A 20,607-nucleotide genomic window follows, 5' to 3' on the forward strand; every position below is an offset into this window, starting at 1 on the left:
CTTTGATTTTTTCCTGGAATTACTTTTTTCTAGTTTTTCCCAAATCAGACTTCGCGCTCAATGATCGTTGCAATTCCCTGACCGCCACCAATGCATGCCGTTATAAGAGCGAACCTTCCTGATATGCGCTTTAATTCGTAAACCGCCTTTGTCATGAGAATGGCCCCTGTCGCACCAAGCGGGTGTCCGTGGGCGATGGCCCCCCCATTCACATTGATTTTGGCTGCATCCATATTAAGCTCCCTATTGCAGGCAATCACTTGTGCCGCAAAGGCTTCATTAATTTCAACGATGTCCATGTCAGCCAGGGTGAGCTTCGATTTTTCCATTACTTTTTTAATCGCGGGAACAGGGCCGATGCCCATATAATTTGGATCGACACCGGCAACAGCCTGTGCTTTGATCGTTGCTAGAGGCTTGATCCCCCACTCTTCCGCTTTTTCCCTCGACATGATGACCAATGCAGAAGCGGCATCATTCAATCCCGAACTATTGCCTGCCGTCACGGACCCACCTTCCAAAAACGCTGGTGATAAGTTGGCTAGCCCTTCTTTCGTTATTTGCGGGCGAGGATGTTCATCCACCTTAAATTCGCGTGTTTCACCCTTTCTGCCTGGTATGCTCATTGGCATGATTTGTTCATCAAAACGGCCCTCTTCCATGGCTTTGGCCATCTTTTTTTGACTTTGGAGGGCAAATTCATCTTGTTCTTCCCTGCTGACCTCATATTTTCCAGCTAAGTTTTCAGCAGTGATGCCCATTGGCGGATCGCCAATTTGTTTCGAGGACAGCTGTGACTTCCTGAACTGCGGAGGCATTGCGCTATATGCTTTTTCCGGTCGATCCATCAAGTAAGGCGCCCTGCTCATGCTTTCCACACCACCGGCAATAAAGATGTTCCCTTCTCCTGCAGAAATCGCCTGTGCTGCCAAATTGACAGCGTTAATCCCGGAACCGCACTGCCGGTCTACCGTCAAACCAGGAAGCTGTATCGAAAGACCTGTTTCCAATGCTGTCAATCTGGCTATGTTGCCGCCACCGCTCAAAACATTCCCCATGATGACGTCATCTATCATTTCGGGGTTTACCTTCGCCCGGTTTATCGCTTCCTTCATCACTTCCGCCCCAAATACGTGAGCCGGGACCGAAGCAAGTGCACCGCCCTGTTTGCCAATGGCTGTACGTACTGCTGAAACAATGACCGCATCTCTCTTCATTTTTCATCCACTCCCTTTTTTTATTTCACACTTGGACTTATGAAACTTTCCACACCTTCGACATGCTTAAGAGGACTTAAGGTCCATGTCCCCTGTTTGTTCATTTGTTTGATCCCTGGTTGACTTGACAGGTTTTACGAATATCGCAAATAAGATGCCAAAGACCAAGACAAGCGTTGCCATGAACAAAATTGATAGATTATAGCCCAATAGCTGGTTACCTCCGGCCAAACTTATGATATACCCTGTTACAAGAGGGGCAATGATGCCTGCTATGTTACCTGATGAGGTCAGGATGCTCGTCATCAACCCACCCCGCTCTTGCATTTCATTGATCATGATCGTTGGCCCGATCGGCAAAATGGCATAGGTCAGTCCTTTCGCTAAACACATGGCGCCTATCACCCAGATTGGATTTTGAAAAACCATGATGGAGGCAAAAAACAAGGCCCCCAGAATCATCGATCCCGCAACGACGTACACCCTTGACGATCGCCAGTTTTGATTCTTCTTAAATAAATGATCGGAAATCATCGATACCCCCATATAAATGCATACGGAAACGACTCCGATTATTGCTACGCTTGATCCCATTTGGCCTGGAGTCATTTTTACGGCTTCCACTAAATAAATCGGGAGCCAAACCGAAAACCAAACGACTAAAATATAAGTGGAAAAATAGGCGAGTGTGGTGAATAAAGCGGTAGGTGATGCCAGTAGCACCAAGAAGTCCTTCCATTTGATTTTTTCCAGCTTTGCTTTCTGTTTCTTTTGCACCTGCTCATGGACTTCGACTGGGTTTTCCTTTGTTAAAAATTGAAAAAGGAAGAACCAAACAAGGCTTGCTGCACCAAGCGTAGCAAAGGCAGCCTTCCATCCGAATATCGTAATTAAGGAAACAAGGATCGGCGCCACGATCATCGCACCGACCGTTCCCCCGCCGACAACCACTGAATTGGCAAAGCCTTTTAGCTTCGGGGGAAACCACTTGTCGGCATGGCTGTATGCAATTGGACTGTAAGGCCCTTCAAATGCGCCCAATAAAATCCTGTAAAGAATCAGAAATGGCAGCGCAGCGATGGCCAATACGCCGAATTGCAGCACAGTCCAGGTCAACATGATGAATCCAAGCACTTTTTTGGCCCCAAGTCGATCAGCCCATGCTGCTCCAAAAATCCCCGTTACGGGATAGAGCCAGTAATAACTGCTGCCGACAAGGCCCCACTCCGCATAAGAAAGATCGAATTCCTTCATGATGGGAACAGCTGCAAGTCCTACAATCGATTTATCCGCAAAATTAATGACGGCACCAAAGAATAATAGAATGAGAACAACCCAACGCATAACAATCCCTCCCTCTTGAATCTATCTTCACAAACCCGCATTTCCCTAACAAATGGGTTGGAATGACGTGTGTCTAACGCCGCTTCGTCCCTCAATCAATTTTCCCCTTCCCTTTCAAGCTCCTCTTTTACTAATAATCTTTTCAATAGCTTACCGACCGTGTTTCGCGGCAGTTCATTTCTTACTTCAAACACTTTCGGCACCTTGTACGGTGTCAGCTGGGAATAGCAATATCCTTCTATTTCTTCAAGGTCAATGGAAACGCTTTCTTTAGGGACAATGAATGCTTTTACGACTTCGCCTTTTTCTTTATGAGGGATGCCCACCACAGCAGCTTCCTTGATCGCTGGATGTTCATACAAAACCCCTTCCACCTCTTGCGGATAAATGTTGAATCCGCCCACGATGATCATTTCTTTTTTCCGGCCGACTATATAGAAATATCCTTCATCATCCATGACGGCAAGGTCACCCGTGTACAGCCAGCCATTCTGTAAAGCTTTTTTTGTTTCGGCCTCGTTATTCCAGTATCCCTTCATGATTTGCGGACCTCTTATGAGCAATTCACCGACACTTGTGTTGGGAACTTCATTATTATCGTCGTCAATGATCATGCAATCCGTACCTGGAAATGGGATGCCTACGCTGCCAACTTTCCTTTTTCCAAAAGGAGGATTGCGGTGGGTCGAGGGCGATGCTTCCGATAAACCGAATCCCTCTCCAATATGAGCACCAGTCAGCACCTCGAACCGCTTAATCACCTCGATAGGAAGGGGGGCTGAGCCGCAAGAGCAGCTTTTTAAACAATCCAGTCCATATTCTTCGATTTCGGGATGGTTGACGAACGCATTATACATCTTTGGAACTCCTGGAAAAAAGGTCGGGCGATATTTTTTGATGTTTGCCAGAACATGCGGGAGATCGAATTTTGGAAATAATAGAATGGCAGCCCCTACATAGATTCCCAGATTCATCGCACTTGTCATCGCATAAACATGGTAGAGTGGTGTAGCGGCCAAAACGATCTCTTTTCCTGGATTCATGGAATCTCCATACATTTCATAGCTCTGGATGACATTGGAGGTCAAATTATGGTGCGTCAGCATGGCTCCCTTCATCTTCCCGGTGGTACCCCCTGTATATTGAATGACCGCAATATCATCAAATGGGCTGATGCTTTCAGCCGCCTGAATGGCCTCCCCGGATTCAATCATGGCTTGAAGCGAGCATGTCCCATTTTGATCAGCTCCTGCCTTCATGCAGAAGGCAAACTCATATATCGCTTTCGTTTCCTCTACCGTACTGGCTGCGGTTTCATCAAATACAATATATTTAGCACCAGAGTCCAGCAGGATTTGCAATAGTTCCCTTGGAGTATACAGGGGATTCGTCTGCACGACGATCAGGCCAAGAGCCTGGGCGGCATAATAACTGATGATGAAATAAGGATGGTTGGCCATCATCAGGCCAATTCTTTCTCCTTTTGCAAGACCCATTTCCCTCCATTTTCCTGCAAGCTTGTCGACCTGCATTTTAAGATTGAGATAATCCAGCGTCTGGTCTTCATAAATGATTGCAGTATGGTGAGGAAACTTTCTTGCTGCCCTATCAAGCAAGGAATAGACGGATATTTCCGGTAGCTTCATAGTTTTCATCCTTCCCTCATACCATTGCTCCCAAGGTCGACTTATCGTATTTCGCACCCTTCATCCCTCCATATATACGAATTTCCCATCGTGCCTGTTTAATACGTATTTATCATGCAACTTGCATGCCAAGTCAGAGCCGGGCATTTGTAGCATAAACTGATAAAACATTAATTCATTATTGAATTTGGATCCTCTTAAATGCTTCACTGCAAGGGATTCATCAATAATCAAATAATTCATTATTGAATTATCACTAACAGGAAAAATATCTGCTACTTATTATTCTTTTTTAAAACTTAAACCATCTGATTTATCACTCTTTAACGTTCAAATTTTCTTTCAATCATAATTCCTTCTCATGAATACAGCGGCATTGAATTGATTGATTTTTCATGTAATCATTTTCACTTTTCCATTCACCATTCTTCATCCTTCGGACATATAATACATACAAAGGAAAACCGGGGGTATCAATAATGCAAGACTATCAACATGGATCGCAAAAGAATGAAGTTGAAAAGTTTGATGAATGGGTGAAAAAGTTTTTTCTGGATCCGGAAACTTGTGCGTTGGATCATCAGCTTTTTTCAATTGATATATACGAAAGTGACGATGAGTATATGGTGGAGGCGGTTTTGGAAAATCATGATGTCGAGGATATTAAGGTGTGCCTGAGCGATAATGAGCTATCGATCATCGTTGACGAAGCTCATAAGCCTTTTATTGATAATAAAGCGGATACAATTCCCACACAGAGAAATATTCCCTTCCCCTTTTCGATTTGCACACGCAGGATTACCGCTGAATTCTCGAATCCCATTTTGGTGATTCGCATCCATAAGTTTTCCCCCGGAAAAAAAGCAGAGGATATTAATATTGAGTAGTTCGTTCATCATAACAAAAAAAGAATGGCCTTGAGAGCATCTTTGCTCCCAGGCCATTCTTTTTCACTTGAATTATCCAGCAAAGTGAAAGGCCGTCCGGCTCCCCTTTTGCGTCGAAATGACTTGGAGCTGGGCATCGATCCTTTCCTTCAATTCCGGAACGTGCGATATGATACCCACTAACCTTCCCGTGCTTTGTATCTCCATCAACGCTTCAATCGCCTGCTCCAATGATTCAGGATCGAGCGTACCGAACCCTTCATCGATGAACATCGTCTCAAGCGATATACCGCCTGCATTCTGCTGGACGACATCCGCAAGACCTAAAGCGAGAGCAAGTGACGCCTTGAAGCTCTCTCCTCCCGAAAGGGTTTTGACATGCCTTTCCTGTCCTGTATATTGGTCGTATACAGATAATTCCAGCCCGCTTTGGATGTTTCTGCGTGTTGGATCCAGCTTTCGCAGCAGCTGGTACCGGCCGCTGGTCATTTTCAGCAATCTTGAATTGGCTTCTTTTAAGATGTCATCTAAAAAGGCTGCCAATACATACCGTTCAAACGTGATTCGGAAGGAGTTTTGGCCTTTGGAAATTTCTGATAGATGGCCAACGATACTGTACCTTTCATCGAGGCTTTTCTGATCTTCCCTGATTTGTGCCAATTTACTCTCGATTTCTTCATTCGTCTGTTTTTCCGCAAGTAATTGGTTTAGACTTTGGCGCATGGACTCCAATTCTTCATTTATGAATTCAAAGGTCTTCTGCAATCCTTCCATATCCGGTTTGACGACATCTTTTAATTTCATCTCCAGATCATGGAATAAACTTAAAACACTTTGCCAATCTTGATTATACTGCTGGACTTGCTCTTCCAAGTTTCCGAGAGCCGCTTCCGATTTTTTCGCTGCGGTATATTCTTTATAGTTGGAAAAACCTTGATGGGTCATATCCGCTATGAACTTTTCCCGTTCCGCTTTCAATTCTTCGTTTAACGCCTCGATATTTCCGCTTCTGGACTCTTTCTTTGCCTGGATGACCGATTCTTTTTCCTTCACCATTTGAAGGTTTTTCTGTGCTTCTTCCAAGGCATTTTGTAATTGTTTCTGTGTTTTCACGGCAATTTGATAAGCAGCAGCATATTCGGCCTCAGTCCGGATTCCTTCTGGAAGGGAATCCGTTAAGCCCGCTAATTTCGTGGAGCTTTCAATATATCTGGTTTTACCTTGGTCTTCGTTTCTTTCCAAGGCGGTCAAATTCTCTTTAAGCCTGGAGGCCTTCTCTTTTAATGCCAGCATCACTCTTTCCAATTCAGTAACTGCCGCTTTTTTCCGCATCGTTTCCATTAATTGCGCATGGAGCGCTTCGCCTTTTTCTGTGAATTGCTTCAAATGTAATTCGATATCTTCAGGATTGAATTGCGGCATGTCAGCTTGCAGGTCCCGTAATTTTTCCTGAGAAGAGGCGGCCAGGGCATCATATTTGGATTGGGACCGGTAATATTCGCTTTCCGCTTGGCCTTTTTGCTGCTCTGCCATTTTCAGCTTGTTATCTTGCTCTTTCAGTTCCAAATCCGTCGGCATGTCCTCATGCATCCGTGCTGGTTTTGGATGGCTTTCCGAGCCGCACACAGGACAATTCTCCCCAGGGTGCAGTAAGGAAGCAAGCTTGCCAGCTTGACCTGAACGCCACTTATGATTGAGTGCCTCCAGTTTCTCCTGCTCCGAAATTTGCATTCTTATACTCTCTTGGAACCGTTTATTCTTATCATCCATATCCTGCTTCATATATTGTATCTCGGAGAAGGATTCTTGAAGCTTTTTCATTTTCATTAACGATCGATTCAGTTTTTCTGCTTCCATTTCCTGCTCCCGATGAAGGACCGCCGCTTTTTCGGCTTCGCTTTTTTCAACTGCTGCCTTCTCTGCGTCGTTTTCGACTTGCTGATACTGGGCCACATTTTTTTCACGAAGCTCTTTACTATTCCGCCACTCTTTTTCATCCAAAGTAACTTGGGCTGTCAAACTGGCAAAACTCATGACAGCCTCTTTTAGCTGCTCTAGTTGATGCACATTTCGTATTGCCTGCTCCCTTTCATTTTCCTTCAGCATTTCCCTATCAAAGGTATCCTGCTTCTCCTTACGGTCCGCTTGCAGCTTCTCCGCTTGCTCGCCTAGCTTTTGCAGTTCCTCGTTCGCATCTTGCACTTGCTTGCCAATTCGTAAATAATATCGTTCCTGCTTTTCAAGAGATGCCGCTTTTTGTGCCATTTTAATTCGCTGCTTCACTACTTCCATTTCAGGCTGCCTCGATTCTAGGTCCGCCTTCTCTTTTCGCAATTTCTCTTTGTCCGAAAACCGATTCAGCAAATCGGCCGCTTTAGAAAGCTCTTGATTCACTTGATCTCGAGCCTTCTGCTTTTCCTCGATTTGTTCTTTGAGCTTGTTACCTGTTTCACTGGCGACCGATATGACATCTTGTAAAAGGGGAAGGACTTGCTGTTCGTTAGGCTCTTCAGCTTGCAGTCGTTCCTGCAATTCTTCATGATTGCCAGCTTTGATCGCCTTCATCAATTCGATTCGCCGCTGCGCGCTTTTTTCACTTTTCCGCTTAAGGACGGATGCTTCTTCTTTTAATTTTTCTTCTATCCGTTTATAAAGTTCTGTATGAAATAACTTCTGAAGAATCTGTTCCTTATCCTTGCTATCGGAAGTTAACAGTTTGCGGAATTCATTTTGCGGTATCATCAGGATTTGCCGAAATTGGTTGGCATCAAGCCCAACGAGTGACTTGATTTTGTCTTCCACCTCACGAACATTTGCTCCTAGCAATTTCTTTCCATCAGCCAATAATTCATATAATTCGGCTTTCGCTCCTACTGTTGTCGTTCCTTCGCCAGCCTTTTTCTTCCGTTCCTGCTGTGGTGACCGAATCACTAAATAGGTTTTTCCGCGCAAGGTGAATTGCAGCGAGACTTCCGTCAACATATCATCTTCGGCAAACTGGCTCCGCAAATCTTGACCGCTGCGGTCCTCTCCGCTTGCCTTTCCATATATCGCAAAGCTAATCCCATCAAATATGGTTGTTTTTCCTGCACCTGTCTTACCAGAAATGACAAACATCGTCCGCTCCCCAAGGGAATTGAAATCAATGATTTCCCTTCCTGCATAAGGACCGAATGCCTGCATCGTTAAAATATGTGGTCTCATTTCAAGGCCTCCTCTTTCTTAACCGCTTCGATTACCGACACCATCAAATCTTGTTTTTGGGAATCAAAATTACGATCTGTCATTTCTTGGTAAAACGATTCAAACAAATCCAGTTCCGATTTCTGTTCATCCTTGATAGCGGAGAAGGCTTTTTTTCTTCTCAGATCGGTCAAATCCCATTTTCGCTCAAGGTGAAGTACATTCGGGTATATTTGGCGTAAGCGATTGATCGGATCGATGAGCGAGCCCTCATCATTCAAGGTTATTTTTAAGTAGTCATCCTGTTTTTGCAATTGATAAAAGGCAGGATCGAGCAGTTCCTCCATCGTTCCTGCTATTTCCCTCATATCAAGCTTAGGCTCCAACGATCGATAGCTTAGTTCAAAGCTCCCATCCTCTTTCATATCGACGACGGAAAGCGATTTTTTTTGCTTGGCCTCAGAGAATGAATACTTCAGCAGCGATCCGGAGTAAAACACTTTAGGGTGACGAATGGCATCCGGACTATGCAGATGACCAAGCGCCGTATAATCGAAAGCATCGAATAGGTCCGAGGTAACACAGCCTGAACCGCCTACTGACAAAACACGCTCGGAATCACTCGTTTTGCCGCCTAAAACAAACGCATGTCCGACAAAGACATTCGGTTCATCCTGATTGAGGTTCTCCGCGATCTTGCCGGTTATCCGCTTCATGGCGTCTTGATGGGAATGGATGCTATCATCTTCAAAAAGATGGCGGACCGTCCCAGGTTCAGCATACGGGACGCAATAAAAATTCACACCCTTGATGCGAACCGGCTCACATGTATTCGTCAATTTTCCCTGAATGTATAACTGGCTATGGCGATACCATGATGAACCGAAGGAGAGCCGTTGTGCCGAATCATGGTTTCCTGATATAGCAACGATCGGAATGTTCATTTTCACATTGATCGTACAAAGGATTTCATCAAGAAGCTCCACTGCTTCAATCGGCGGGACCGAACGATCATATAAGTCCCCGGCAACCACGACCGCATCCGGTTTTTCCTCCTCGACTATATTTATGAATTGCAGCAGTGCATACCTTTGATCCTCTGTCATATGTACACCGTGAACAATTTTCCCTAAATGCCAATCAGCCGTATGAATAAATTTCATAGTTTCACTCCGTCCTCATTTTTACTTACTATTATTATAGCAAAAATTCATAGAATAGCATGGATTGGGCACAAACGTTCTAATTTTTACCATTCTTTCGAATCTGCTGTACAGAACAAAGAAGAGTTTCGGAATGAGAAAACCCGAAACCCTTGTTGATTGTTCAGTTAAGTAAAAAATATGTAAAGTAAGAAGCTGATGCTTATTTTATCAAGTTTTTCTTGAACTTAGGAAATCGCAGAGACATTAAGACTTAGAAATAGTTATCCATGTTTTCATATTAAAATGAACTTGGAATGTATCTCCAAGCTCATTTTTCACTTTACATTTTTTCTATACTCCGTTCGGAACTCGTTCTTCATGGTAGCTCATTACTGCGGAGAGACGCACGTATTAATTAATGCGGATAAGTATTGGAGGAATACCCTAGAAAAATCATAAAATGCTCCGAACAAAAACTCTATGGAAAAATCATCTGCCAATTTTGTGATTTATCTACCAAAACTGCCTTTTTATCTGCGAAATTACCTCAAACCTCAATACTTTAATAACATTTCATATTAAAAATATTCATTATGTTTTGTATTTCTTCAATAACATTAGTTGTTAAGTAGGAAACTTTAAGTTTCATTATTTATTTGACTAAAATTTTTCTTTTAAATTATTTGTTGGTCGGCCCTAATTGAATTAGCCATAAAAAAACCCGGTACATGTGAGTCTGGTGTCTAACATATATCGGGCAGTTCGAGTTTGCCTGCAGCCGGTCCTTATTCTCCTTAACTGAATAAATGTTCATATGGACTCATATTCACTTCTCGTTCAGCCAATTTTTTTTGTAAGAACTTGTGATCACGCTTTGGTGTCGCGATGATATATCCTCGTATCACCAGGTCCTCGGTAATATCCCCCGCTTTTTCCTTTATGGCCAATTCACCGATTTTCCCGGCAATCTTATGCCGGGCAACATCCCGAAAAAGTTCCGGTACAGGGCTCACTAAATCTTCAAGCAAATCCTTTTGCTGCTTTGTCCATAAGTGCTTGGTTTGATCCAAATAGTATTCTTCCCAATCCATATCCGACTTTCCGTCTTCTTTAGGAAATCTTTTCAGGAACTTTCGAAACATGAAAAAGCCGCCAATGCTCATCAATATGATTAAAAGGACTACCCAAAATAGAATAAACCATAAAAACCAGCCACTTAGCAAAGTATCACCCCATATGTATAGAATCGTCACTATCATTATAGACAGTAACCCATATCTTTACAAGACTGGCAAAGTAATCATTCCGACTCGTTCACTTCCAGTAGAACCAGTGAAAAATCCCCGACTGCATTTTCTTCATAGAGATTTGTAACGGAAGTAGCATAATTAAAAATTTCCGCTCGAAACTCCTCGTTCAGCTGCGGAATCTTTATATCGAATATCATTTGATAAAGCAGTGTTGTGATATCATGGTATTCCTCATTCGTTACCTTGAAATTAAAACTGACTTTTCTGATTTCTCCACCTTCAGATCCTTCTACAGTGTCAGCAAGAAAATCCGTAACATTCAGCCGAACATCATTTAAAATGACCTCATCCACCATATTATCCACATCTCCTTAAATGTTCTTTCAATTATGTTATCACTTGAAACTGCCCTAGCCAACGATTCAGTCTTGAAAAAATAAAAAAACGTGCAAAGGAATTCCTCGCACGTTTTTTTATTGATCAATTTCCCTTTTTGACGATGATGCGCCATTTAGCATCATCGATCTGTTCGAACTCCGTAATTTCATGACCTTCAGTGGCAGCCCAGCGCGGAATGCTTTCCGTTGCTTGGGTGCAATCGAAATTAATGATCAATTCCTCTCCTATCGCCATATCCACAATTGCTTCTTTTGCTTCCACTAAAGGGAACGGACAAACCATCCCTGTCGTCTCCAGTACTTTTGCCAAGTGAAATCCACTCCTTGTTCGTATTTTTGCTGAAATCTTAAGCGGCTTTGGAAGAACCAACCTTCTGCTTTTGCTTACGGATAATCGTGAAATAAGTAGCCACCCATGTACCTAGCAGGAAGAAGATAATCGCAATCCAGCCTTGCCAGGCAAATAATGCAGAATTCACCAAGCCATTCCCGATTGTACATCCTCCTGCGACACTCGCCCCGAATCCCATGATTACACCGCCTAGGGCATTATTACGTAATGTTTTCATATCTGGCAGGCGCCAACGGAATTCCCCGCTTCCTTTTGCCGCTATGAAAGCACCGAGGAAAATACCCAAAACTAAAAACGTCCCCCAATCAATTAACGCATCATCACCTGTAATAAGGAAAGTCAGGATGTTCGCGGAAGGAGCCGTGATTCCGAGACCAAACATCCTGCCTGTCATCGCACTTAACGGCCAGGCGATGATGGCAATCAGGGCAACCAACAATGCCGTAATAAATGGATGCCACCGTTTTTCGAATAATAGGTGAGCCAGCCCCTTTTTCTTCGGTTTCATTTGAAAGATCGGCAGTTTAGGCTTCCTTAATTCACGTATCACCAAGATTCCTACCGAAACGGTTACGATGATCACAAGCACCCACGGAGAAACATTCAATGTCTCGTGAATGTACGTGTCGCTTGTACGATAGGATAACAGATGATCCCCAGCCACTTTCCAAACGCCGTACTTCGTCATGGCTGCTCCAAGCATATAACCAAAAAGAGCTACCCAGCTACCAATCATTCCTTCTCCAGCCCGGTACCATGTACCGGTAGCGCAACCGCCTGCGAGTACCATACCGATACCGAATATAAAGCCTCCCACGATTGTTCCCAGCCATGGAAATCCATCATTTCCAAACTGAATGACCCCTGTGCCATTCAAAGCATAAACACCCATACTTTGTATCGCTATAACAACGAATGTAGCTAAAAACATCCGTCCATCTTTAGCTAAAATCAAATCACGATATGCACCAACAACACAGAAACGGCCCCTTTGAAGCACAAATCCGAGCATTAGCCCACATATAATCCCTAACACAATCATTTGTAACATCAACCGTCTCCTCCTCTAGTAAATTTTTAATAATACTAATATAATATAATTCAGATGAAATTACTAGGTTTACATTTTCTCGTGATGTTTTTTACAAGCCCTTTACGCTCCCTAACAATAAAAAAACCTGGGTCGCTTTGAAGATCGACTCAGGTTTTTTGACTTCTATTACTGGCATCCGTGAAAAGCAGGACATTCATTGAAATTCCACAACAAATTAGCTGAAACTGGCTGCCTTTACCTTTTTATATTGATATAGCATCGCAATTCTCCAGGGGACGATCATAGCAAAGGCGAGCAAGAAAAACATTCCGCTCAAGACGCCTATTTCAATGGTGCTCCCGAGCATAAGTTTCGCGACGAGCCGAACAACCATAAGGCCAATAAGGATGAATATGAACGCTTTTGAGCGCAAAATGTAAATCTTTTCATCTCTCACTTCAAATTTTGAGGTTTTGATGAGCAAGATGGAAAATAGCATCCCTGCGACTAGAGCCTCCAAAAATTCGTATCGAGAAACCCGGAACATGGGGAAAATAAACATCAAAGCTCCCGTACTCATGAATAACGGCGGCAAGATGATCTTCTTTTCATTCACTGGTTTTTTTGTTTCCTTCATCCGCAACATGAAAACACCCATAGCCATCACGATCGCTATACCCGTTGATATATATATCATCTCTTAACCATCCCTTTTAACTAAAAATAGGTAAGTACCATAAAAAATTATATATGACTTCAATTAATAAACAAAGTATATATTACCTATTTAAGATAAACAAGGAGCGTGTACTTAATCAAGCGCCCTATTGATGGCATCCACTACCCTGCTCTCGTCAAAGGGCTTGACGATAAAATCCTTTGCCCCAGCTTCTATCGCTTCGACAACCATTTTCTGCTGCCCCATTGCAGAGCACATTATAACCTTTGCAGCCCGAAATTCCTTTTTGATTTCTTTAACTGCATCCAACCCGCTCATGAGTGGCATCGTTATATCCATAGTCACCAAATCAGGTTGAAGGTGACGATATAGTTCAATCGCCTCTTCGCCGTTCTCACCTTCACCGATCACTTCATGTCCAGCCTTTGATAAAATATTTGAAAGCGTCATCCTCATAAACTTAGCATCATCAACAATTAATATTCGGGCCATGGTCTTCCTCCTCATTTCCAACAACAAGGTTCAAAAAAAAAACTGCGTGAGAAATGTAATGATTTATCTAGTATGTATAGGATATAAAACTTTAGACCTAAAATCAAGAATTATCATCCGATTTACAAGTGTAAAATCATCTTTTAAGGGTATTTAGACCCAATCGACTCTAATTGTTTTGAATTTTTTTGAAAAAATAGCTTTTTATGGACTAAAACCCGGTAAAGCCACCGAATAGTCTAGACAGGACTGAAATGATTTGGGTCATCCAATCAAAAAACAAAATGACACCCATTACAATCATGAGGTATCCGCCAATCTTCATAATGGATTGGCTATACTTTTTGATCCACTTCAGCTTACCGACAAAGAACGATAATACGAAAAATGGTATGGCAAAACCTAAAATGTAAGCAGCCATATAGCTCATGGCGGCACTAGAGTTCGTTGCGCCCAAAGATATGACCGCCCCTAATAATGGACCTGCACAAGGTGTCCAGCCAGCTGCAAAGGCCAATCCGATTAATATGGAACCGACATATCCGCTCGGACGGTTTTTGAATTCGAATCGGCTATCCTTCATCAAGGATTTAGGCTGAAAAATTCCAACGATGAACAATCCAAAAACGATGATCAAAATGGCACCGATCTGACGAATTAATTCTTTATAATTGGTAAAGAATGATCCTAGATAGGTTGTACTGAAACCGATCGCAATGAAAACCAAGGAAAAGCCAAGCAGAAAAAATAAAGTATGCAGCATACTCCTTCTTTGTAGCATGGCGTTCTCCGATTTGATTTCGCCGACGCTCATACCCGTAATATAAGATAAAAAGGCTGGATACAGCGGTAAGCAGCACGGAGAAATAAAACTTAAAAAACCTGCGCCAAAGGCCAAAAATATATTTATGTCATTCAATTGAATTCACTCCTATGTATATCAACCTATAAACATTGTAACAAATAAGATAAATGAATACATGTATGGGTCTGTGAAGATTTGTTGACAGCTACTTACGATCCACAACAAATAAATCTGTTTGATCAATAGGATCAACACATATTTGAATTCATTGGTCCAAGCCGATATAATTGTTATATTCATACAGATTTTACAACCAGCTCACATTAAAGGGTACCTTAAAAAAATGCTAGGGCCAGAAAGGAAATATAATGGCTAAACAGAATGAATTCCTTGAACAAATCGAATTAAAGCGAAATGAATTGATAAAAGTCGTAGCTGAAGATGGTTTGAACTCAACTATTGCCGTGGAGTACAGCCAGCAGCTAGATCAATTACTGAATAAATATGATGAACTCTTTTATAAAACCGGTGCAGGTTTTTAATCGTTATTATCGTGGATTTTACCGAGGGTAATTTCCAGACGTATTCTCTCCTGTCAGTATAAGTATATGCTTCCTTTCCCGGAAGAACTCCTTTATTCATTCTTTCTCCTGATGAAATTCCTCCATAAAAACAGGCAGCACGTTCGGCGCTGCCTGTTTTCTTGTTTTAACCTAAAGAAGGTCTGATGGATTTACGTTACAATATCGACATCCGAGGTAGGTGCGTAGTTTGTCACGACAAGAACGACAGGTGACCCTGCCAAAACGGATGAACCATCAGGAATGGTCAGCACAAGGCTGCCGACACCAGTAGCACCTGGAGTGTATGTGGATATATCCTCCATTTGCAGCACACCATTAATAAACACTTCAAATGAGCTGTTTTCAGCAGTTAATACAGGCAGCACTGTTGCCGCACCGCCAGTGTCCGTCCAAAAGCTTGCAGGATCGATCGTCAGTTCAGTTGGACCTTCCAATGCTGCAGGCACCTCATAAAATAAACGGGTAATCAATGGATTTACACTAATCAGCGAGGTAGCCTCAATGGCTAATTTCATGATCTTTAACGGCAATATATTCACCTCTCTTCTCTATATGCTATGACTTCAAGGACGGAAGTGTATAGACAAATTCCAAAAATGGTCCTCACGATAATCGGTATTTTATATAAAATAAATAGGAGATAATAAAAAGGGGAGAATTTAAGAAAATGGACAATAAATATTGCCGTTTTATCAATGAGGATGAAGAAATCCCTAAACCTTTGTTGTTTTTCCCTGCATGCTCTTTCACGGAAGTTCGCACGAAAATCCCAAAACGTATCGTTGCATATGAATTTTATGCCGTCGCAAATGGATGCCAGCGGGTTTTTGTTGAAGAAGATGGGATATCAGACATTGAAAAACAGGTCATACCAGATCCAGCAACAGTATCTTATATCAATTTATTCATAAATGGCGTCCTGCAACCTCATGATAATTACACCGTTGAAACCGGAAAGCTTACATTGAATACCGCAGATGCCCCCATTAAAGGAACACCCATCATATTGCAAATGTTCATTATCTAAAAGGGAATGATCTCTTTGTAACATCAATGTCATTGAATTTCATGCTTTCTCACCCACCACCGGCTAAATAAAATGGAACTCCATATACTAACTGATATATACACAAGTACAGGGGGGACTATTTTGAAGACCATGATGATGACTTTCTCCGTTTTCTTTCTTCTTTTCGTCTATAAAGTGAACCATATTGACGCCTTAACATCCAGCAGAGCGGTATACGAGAAAACTGGAAACGTTATTTGGGATGGAAAAACCAATGAAAAAATTGTCGCAATCACTTTTGATGATGGTCCACACCCTTCCTATACCCCTCAAATCCTGGATATATTGGCTAAATATAATGCCAAAGCCACGTTTTTTGTTTCAGGCAATAAAGTGAAAAGCAATCCTGGCATCCTTAAAAGAGAAATAAAAGAAGGACATGAAATTGCGAACCATACGTATCATCATTATTACGACAAAAATATGACAGCTGAATTATTATCTTCCGAATTGGACAAAACCGATAAAGTGATTTGGGATATTGCCAAATACAAACCGACATTATACCGGCCTGTAGGTGGACTTCATAACGATATAATCATTAATACTGCAGTAAAAAAAGGATTTAAGGTTGTTTTATGGTCCTGGCATCAGGATCCACAAGACTGGAAACGGCCGGCACCGAATAAAATATCCTCCCACATCATACATTCGTTACGGGCTGGTGACATCATTCTCCTCCATGATTGGAGCGATCGTCCCCAAACTGTAATGGCTCTGGAACCGACCTTGGATTATCTATATAAAAACGGATATGAATGCGTGACCGTATCTGATCTATTATTTCGTTCCAGTCAAAGCTCACCCGGTTTTTTCAAAACATTCCCTGTCGAATGAGCGTTTATGGAATGTTTCGCCGTTAGGTAACTAGCAAAGAAATGATGTGATTGCTTTTTCCCTAACGGACAGCATCGCCATCTTGTTACCATTTTGCATGGATAAAATAAATGAATTTGACAAATCACAGACAATCATTTATTCTTAATTCAAGATAATTTAATTCGAGATAGTTTACGCACTTCAATATCTCCAATTAAAGATATCTAACTAACATATAAAAATTTAGGAGGAATCATAAATGATTGGTTTAGGTTTATTACTAATACGATTGGTTATTGGTCTATCGTTCGTTGGTCATGGCGCGCAAAAATTGTTTGGCTGGTTTGGCGGTCATGGATTAAAAGGAACTGGAGGCTGGTTTGACTCGATCGGCATGAAGCCGGGAGTTACGATGGCCCTGTTTGCGGGTCTTTCGGAGCTTATTGGCGGTGCGTTATTCGCTGTAGGTCTGCTTACACCTCTAGCTGGGATATTGATAGCCGTTACCATGCTTGCTGCGATTGTTAAAGTTCACGGAGCAAATGGCTATTGGGCGACCCAGAACGGATATGAATACAATCTTGCCATCCTCGCAGTTGCGATTGGTGTCGCATTAACTGGAGCTGGCCCTTACTCACTTGATTCCATTCTTTTTTAAGCTATTAATAATGATGAAAAACACGGAGTCGGATACATCCACTCCGTGTTTTTTTCTGCTACTAAACATAGTCATACTTCTCAAACAACGATCATTTAATGCACAAATGCTTGTAAAATTGCAATTTCGCGGCCCTGTTTCTTCCCATTTCTGATTATATAGCGTTTAACTTGTTCAGGAACAATGAACGTTTCCTTCCTCCATAACTATGCAAAGCGTATGAACAAGAGAAAGATGAAGGTACTAATGCAGGAAAGTTCTTCTAAACACAATTATTTACGAGTCCTATCCAACATTAAAAAAACCGCGGATAAAGGACACTTTTCATGTGTGTCCCATATCCGCGGTTTCACTCAATTATGCGTGAATTCTTTTCCTTAAAAAGTCATTCAACTACAATCTCATCTATGGTTCATTGTATATTCCATGGGGCGTCGGCCTATTCAATCCCTGGAAACCACCCTGGAGAATGGATGATGGCCTGCCATAATGGATCAGGAATCTCTAATTGCCGCTGATGATCTTTGTTTATTTTTGTGACGATTTCCGTTTCTCTTCCTTGTTCCACTTTTTGTACCCATTCCGGATCGATGATCAATTCACGGCCCAAGGCAAGCAGCGGAACGCCTGATTGCAGTGCTTTGATCGCATCATCTGCCGTGTAGATCGAACCAACGCCGATGACAGGAACTTGACCTCCAACACGTTCTTTAATGATTTCCATCCGTGCCCGGTTAGCATCCGCTCCCCTTCTTCCTTTTGACCAGAAATCCATTAATGAAACATGAAGGTAAGCCAGATCTTTTTTCACAAGTCCGTCAATCAAGGCAAGTGTATCGTCCATCGTGATTCCCGGTGTTTCAGGCTCCTCTGGTGAAAAGCGATATCCTACGATGAACGGTGCTTTGGCATGGTTTGCAACGGCTTTTTGGACTTCATCTACCACCGCTAACGGAAAACTCAGTCGTCTTTCAAGTGATCCCCCCCACTTGTCTTCGCGACGGTTCGAGTGCGGGGAAAAGAATTGCTGAATCAAGTAACCATTGGCACCGTGAATTTCGACACCATCATATCCAGCTTCTATGGCACGTCGAGTGGTTTCACCAAAATCGAGAATGATCGATTCGATTTCCTTTTCGGTCAGTGGACGCGGAACCTTTTTCCCTTCGCCAACTGATGGGATATCACCTGCGCTTACAACATCGCCATTAGGCACTAATTCCGGTGGAACCTCGCGGCCGCCATGAAAAATCTGGAGGATTGCTTTTGCACCTTTCGCTTTTATCGCCGAAGCTAAACGACTTAGGCTAGGAATCATTTCGTCCGTATCACCGCCAAACTCCCCATGAAATCCTTTGCCATTTGCCGTCACATACGTACAAGCCGTTATCACCATGCCCACCCCGCTTGACCGGCGCTCATAATAGCTTATTTCTTCATCGGATACAGTCCCGTCAGGATTCGAAGAGAAATTGGTCATCGGTGCCATCACCAGACGGTTTTTCACTTCCACCCCTTTCCCTATATTGAATGATTCAAATAACGGTGTATATTTAGAATTCATTTCCCAATCCTCCATTTATAAGTAAGTTGCCACCAACCGAATAAGTAACGATTGTCATTGAATTATCACGCATGCCTAGTGATTAACGCCGAAATTGCTTCTTTAGGTTGCAGGCCCACTGCCTGATCGACCTTTTCTCCATCTTTGAAAAGAATAAGTGCTGGTATTCCCATTATCCCGTATTGTTGTGTCGTCGCTGTATTTTCATCAACATTGAGTTTAACGATTTTAACCTGTTCACCCATTTCATCGTCCAATTCGTTTAGGACTGGTGCAATCATTTTACACGGGCCGCACCATGGTGCCCAAAAATCAACCAGCACTAACCCCTCTTTAATTTCAACAGCAAAATTTCCATCTGTAACATGCTCGATAGCCATGATCATTTCCTCCTCGTTTTATCCGTTATAATCACCATTTTGGAACCTCATTTATTCAAATCAAGATTCGCGATTCGATTTTCCTTCATTAGGAAATCGGATTTTTCAACCTTTAATTTGGGGTGTATCTTAACCGATTCCAATTTACCTGATAACTCCATAAACCAAGTCTCATCTTTGGAAAGTAACGCTAAATCAATTAATGCCAATAGATGGCTTTCGTTACTGATTTCCAAATCGGGCAGCTTTTGAGTCCATTTACTTGGGATCCAAATCGATTTACCAACCGCCTTTTCATTATCACTTTCCACTACATTCACTTTCATGATATCTTGATTTCTGCCTATGGTTTCGATAAACCCGTGAATGAGTTCCCCCTCCCTCGACCTTCCTTGTACCCAATCACCGTTTTCAAATTGTCTATTTCCTTCCATATCGGAACACCTCTTTTATATTCATTTTAAGAACAGCCCGTAACTGTAAAAATAAAAGATACAGTAAGTGTAAAAGAAAAAACTAATCAATATCGAGGACATTGCTTAATTTTTTCCAAAAACGTGCTAAGTGTAATATTTTCTAAATACTTTTCAAAATATAGCTCGGCTTCATCGAATATTTGATCCATAACCACCTGGGTATTGGAAGAAATGACACACTTTTTCTCCGGATCACCCGTACACCATTTCGGTTTCAATGTCCCATGTGAGACTGTTATATAAATATCCGCTAAACTTACCTCTTCAGGATTACATTCGAGAATATAGCCTCCGCCAACACCTTCTTTAGTCTTGACATACCCTTTATTCCGTAAGCAGCTCATCACTTTCCTAATTCTTGCCGAGTTCGTACAAACGTTTTCTGCAATAGACTCACTGCTTGCCATATGATCTGGCAAATAAGCCAAATACACCAAACTATGCACAGCTATCGTAAAATCACTATTCACTTTTGGCATCCTCCTCAAGGAGATTACTGTAATTTTAATCATTACAGTTGCTAAAGTCAACTTTCACCACTTTATGATCATTTCATTCATTTTGCCACACTCAAGAAATGGATGAGCAAAAAACGTCAAAAGATACCCATTGCTTGTCAGAGATGG

22 protein-coding genes are annotated in these 20,607 nt (G+C 42.2%); 5 read left to right on the plus strand and 17 right to left on the minus strand.

The features are described from left to right. Positions 1–44: 44 nt before the first annotated feature. From CVN76_RS18685 to CVN76_RS18695, 3 genes are all read right to left on the minus strand, one after another. A complete protein-coding gene (locus CVN76_RS18685) occupies positions 45–1,217 on the minus strand; it encodes a thiolase family protein (RefSeq protein WP_100532526.1) in 1,173 nt (390 codons plus the stop codon). A 66-nt stretch (positions 1,218–1,283) separates the two neighbouring features. Further along, complete coding sequence (locus tag CVN76_RS18690) at positions 1,284–2,561, minus strand: MFS transporter (RefSeq protein ID WP_100532527.1); 1,278 nt, start codon at positions 2,559–2,561, stop codon at positions 1,284–1,286. Positions 2,562–2,656: 95 nt separating this feature from the next. Further along, complete coding sequence (locus tag CVN76_RS18695; protein WP_232732323.1) at positions 2,657–4,207, minus strand: long-chain-fatty-acid--CoA ligase; 1,551 nt, start codon at positions 4,205–4,207, stop codon at positions 2,657–2,659. A gap of 479 nt (positions 4,208–4,686) precedes the next feature. On the opposite strand from CVN76_RS18695, the gene CVN76_RS18705 reads away from it, so the two are divergent. After that, positions 4,687–5,094 (plus strand): Hsp20/alpha crystallin family protein, encoded by a 408-nt coding sequence (locus tag CVN76_RS18705; protein ID WP_061141684.1) that lies wholly within the window; start codon positions 4,687–4,689, stop codon positions 5,092–5,094. Between the two features lie 72 nt (positions 5,095–5,166). On the opposite strand, the gene CVN76_RS18710 is transcribed toward CVN76_RS18705, so the two are convergent. From CVN76_RS18710 to CVN76_RS18750, 9 genes are all read right to left on the minus strand, one after another. Beyond that, the gene (locus CVN76_RS18710; protein ID WP_100532529.1) at positions 5,167–8,298 is read right to left on the minus strand and encodes an AAA family ATPase; all 3,132 of its coding nucleotides are present in this window, start codon (positions 8,296–8,298) and stop codon (positions 5,167–5,169) included. Continuing rightward, positions 8,295–9,440, minus strand: a complete 1,146-nt coding sequence (locus tag CVN76_RS18715; RefSeq protein ID WP_100532530.1) for an exonuclease SbcCD subunit D — start codon at positions 9,438–9,440, stop codon at positions 8,295–8,297. The genes CVN76_RS18710 and CVN76_RS18715 overlap by 4 nt, the downstream gene beginning before the upstream one ends. A 776-nt stretch (positions 9,441–10,216) precedes the next feature. Next, complete coding sequence (locus CVN76_RS18720) at positions 10,217–10,645, minus strand: DUF2621 domain-containing protein (protein ID WP_061141687.1); 429 nt, start codon at positions 10,643–10,645, stop codon at positions 10,217–10,219. 77 nt (positions 10,646–10,722) lie between these two features. Then, a complete protein-coding gene (locus CVN76_RS18725; protein ID WP_100532531.1) occupies positions 10,723–11,028 on the minus strand; it encodes a DUF3219 family protein in 306 nt (101 codons plus the stop codon). Positions 11,029–11,152: 124 nt separating this feature from the next. Continuing rightward, a complete protein-coding gene (locus tag CVN76_RS18730; protein WP_100532532.1) occupies positions 11,153–11,380 on the minus strand; it encodes a sulfurtransferase TusA family protein in 228 nt (75 codons plus the stop codon). A gap of 37 nt (positions 11,381–11,417) precedes the next feature. Beyond that, entirely contained in the window at positions 11,418–12,473 is a 1,056-nt protein-coding gene (locus CVN76_RS18735; protein WP_198512596.1) for a YeeE/YedE family protein, read from the minus strand. Between the two features lie 217 nt (positions 12,474–12,690). After that, the gene (locus CVN76_RS18740) at positions 12,691–13,152 is read right to left on the minus strand and encodes a CcdC family protein (RefSeq protein WP_100532533.1); all 462 of its coding nucleotides are present in this window, start codon (positions 13,150–13,152) and stop codon (positions 12,691–12,693) included. Between the two features lie 114 nt (positions 13,153–13,266). Continuing rightward, positions 13,267–13,626 (minus strand): response regulator, encoded by a 360-nt coding sequence (locus CVN76_RS18745; RefSeq protein ID WP_100532534.1) that lies wholly within the window; start codon positions 13,624–13,626, stop codon positions 13,267–13,269. A gap of 211 nt (positions 13,627–13,837) precedes the next feature. Continuing rightward, positions 13,838–14,545 carry a cytochrome c biogenesis CcdA family protein gene (locus CVN76_RS18750; RefSeq protein ID WP_100532535.1) on the minus strand — a complete coding sequence of 236 codons (708 nt, stop codon included), beginning with the start codon at positions 14,543–14,545 and terminating at the stop codon, positions 13,838–13,840. Between the two features lie 254 nt (positions 14,546–14,799). Here CVN76_RS18750 and CVN76_RS18755 point away from each other — a divergent pair, with 254 nt between their 5' ends. Beyond that, complete coding sequence (locus tag CVN76_RS18755) at positions 14,800–14,973, plus strand: aspartyl-phosphate phosphatase Spo0E family protein (RefSeq protein WP_100532536.1); 174 nt, start codon at positions 14,800–14,802, stop codon at positions 14,971–14,973. Between the two features lie 191 nt (positions 14,974–15,164). On the opposite strand, the gene CVN76_RS18760 is transcribed toward CVN76_RS18755, so the two are convergent. After that, on the minus strand, positions 15,165–15,554 hold the full coding sequence (locus tag CVN76_RS18760) for a DUF4183 domain-containing protein (protein WP_332850651.1): 390 nt from the start codon (positions 15,552–15,554) through the stop codon (positions 15,165–15,167). 128 nt (positions 15,555–15,682) lie between these two features. Between CVN76_RS18760 and CVN76_RS18765 the strand changes: the two genes are divergently transcribed. The 3 genes from CVN76_RS18765 (at position 15,683) to CVN76_RS18775 (ending at position 17,561) form a co-directional block, all read left to right on the plus strand. After that, positions 15,683–16,042, plus strand: coding sequence for a DUF4183 domain-containing protein (locus CVN76_RS18765; protein ID WP_081092350.1), 360 nt, complete (start codon positions 15,683–15,685; stop codon positions 16,040–16,042). 132 nt (positions 16,043–16,174) lie between these two features. Then, the gene (locus CVN76_RS18770; RefSeq protein ID WP_232732347.1) at positions 16,175–16,921 is read left to right on the plus strand and encodes a polysaccharide deacetylase family protein; all 747 of its coding nucleotides are present in this window, start codon (positions 16,175–16,177) and stop codon (positions 16,919–16,921) included. Between the two features lie 241 nt (positions 16,922–17,162). Then, positions 17,163–17,561: a DoxX family protein gene (locus CVN76_RS18775; RefSeq protein WP_100532537.1), complete on the plus strand. Its 399-nt coding sequence runs from the start codon at positions 17,163–17,165 to the stop codon at positions 17,559–17,561. Positions 17,562–18,000: 439 nt separating this feature from the next. Here the strand turns inward: CVN76_RS18775 and CVN76_RS18780 are convergent, their stop codons facing one another. The 4 genes from CVN76_RS18780 to CVN76_RS18795 all read right to left on the minus strand — a co-directional run bounded on the left by CVN76_RS18780 (position 18,001) and on the right by CVN76_RS18795 (position 20,451). Then, positions 18,001–19,125 (minus strand): NADH-dependent flavin oxidoreductase, encoded by a 1,125-nt coding sequence (locus tag CVN76_RS18780; RefSeq protein ID WP_100532538.1) that lies wholly within the window; start codon positions 19,123–19,125, stop codon positions 18,001–18,003. A gap of 65 nt (positions 19,126–19,190) precedes the next feature. Continuing rightward, complete coding sequence (gene trxA, locus CVN76_RS18785; protein WP_100532539.1) at positions 19,191–19,505, minus strand: thioredoxin; 315 nt, start codon at positions 19,503–19,505, stop codon at positions 19,191–19,193. 47 nt (positions 19,506–19,552) lie between these two features. Beyond that, the gene (locus tag CVN76_RS18790) at positions 19,553–19,939 is read right to left on the minus strand and encodes an IDEAL domain-containing protein (RefSeq protein ID WP_100532540.1); all 387 of its coding nucleotides are present in this window, start codon (positions 19,937–19,939) and stop codon (positions 19,553–19,555) included. A gap of 86 nt (positions 19,940–20,025) precedes the next feature. Further along, positions 20,026–20,451, minus strand: a complete 426-nt coding sequence (locus CVN76_RS18795; protein ID WP_061141698.1) for an RrF2 family transcriptional regulator — start codon at positions 20,449–20,451, stop codon at positions 20,026–20,028. Between the last annotated feature and the right edge of the window lie 156 nt (positions 20,452–20,607).

The organism is Bacillus sp. mrc49 (assembly GCF_002803435.1).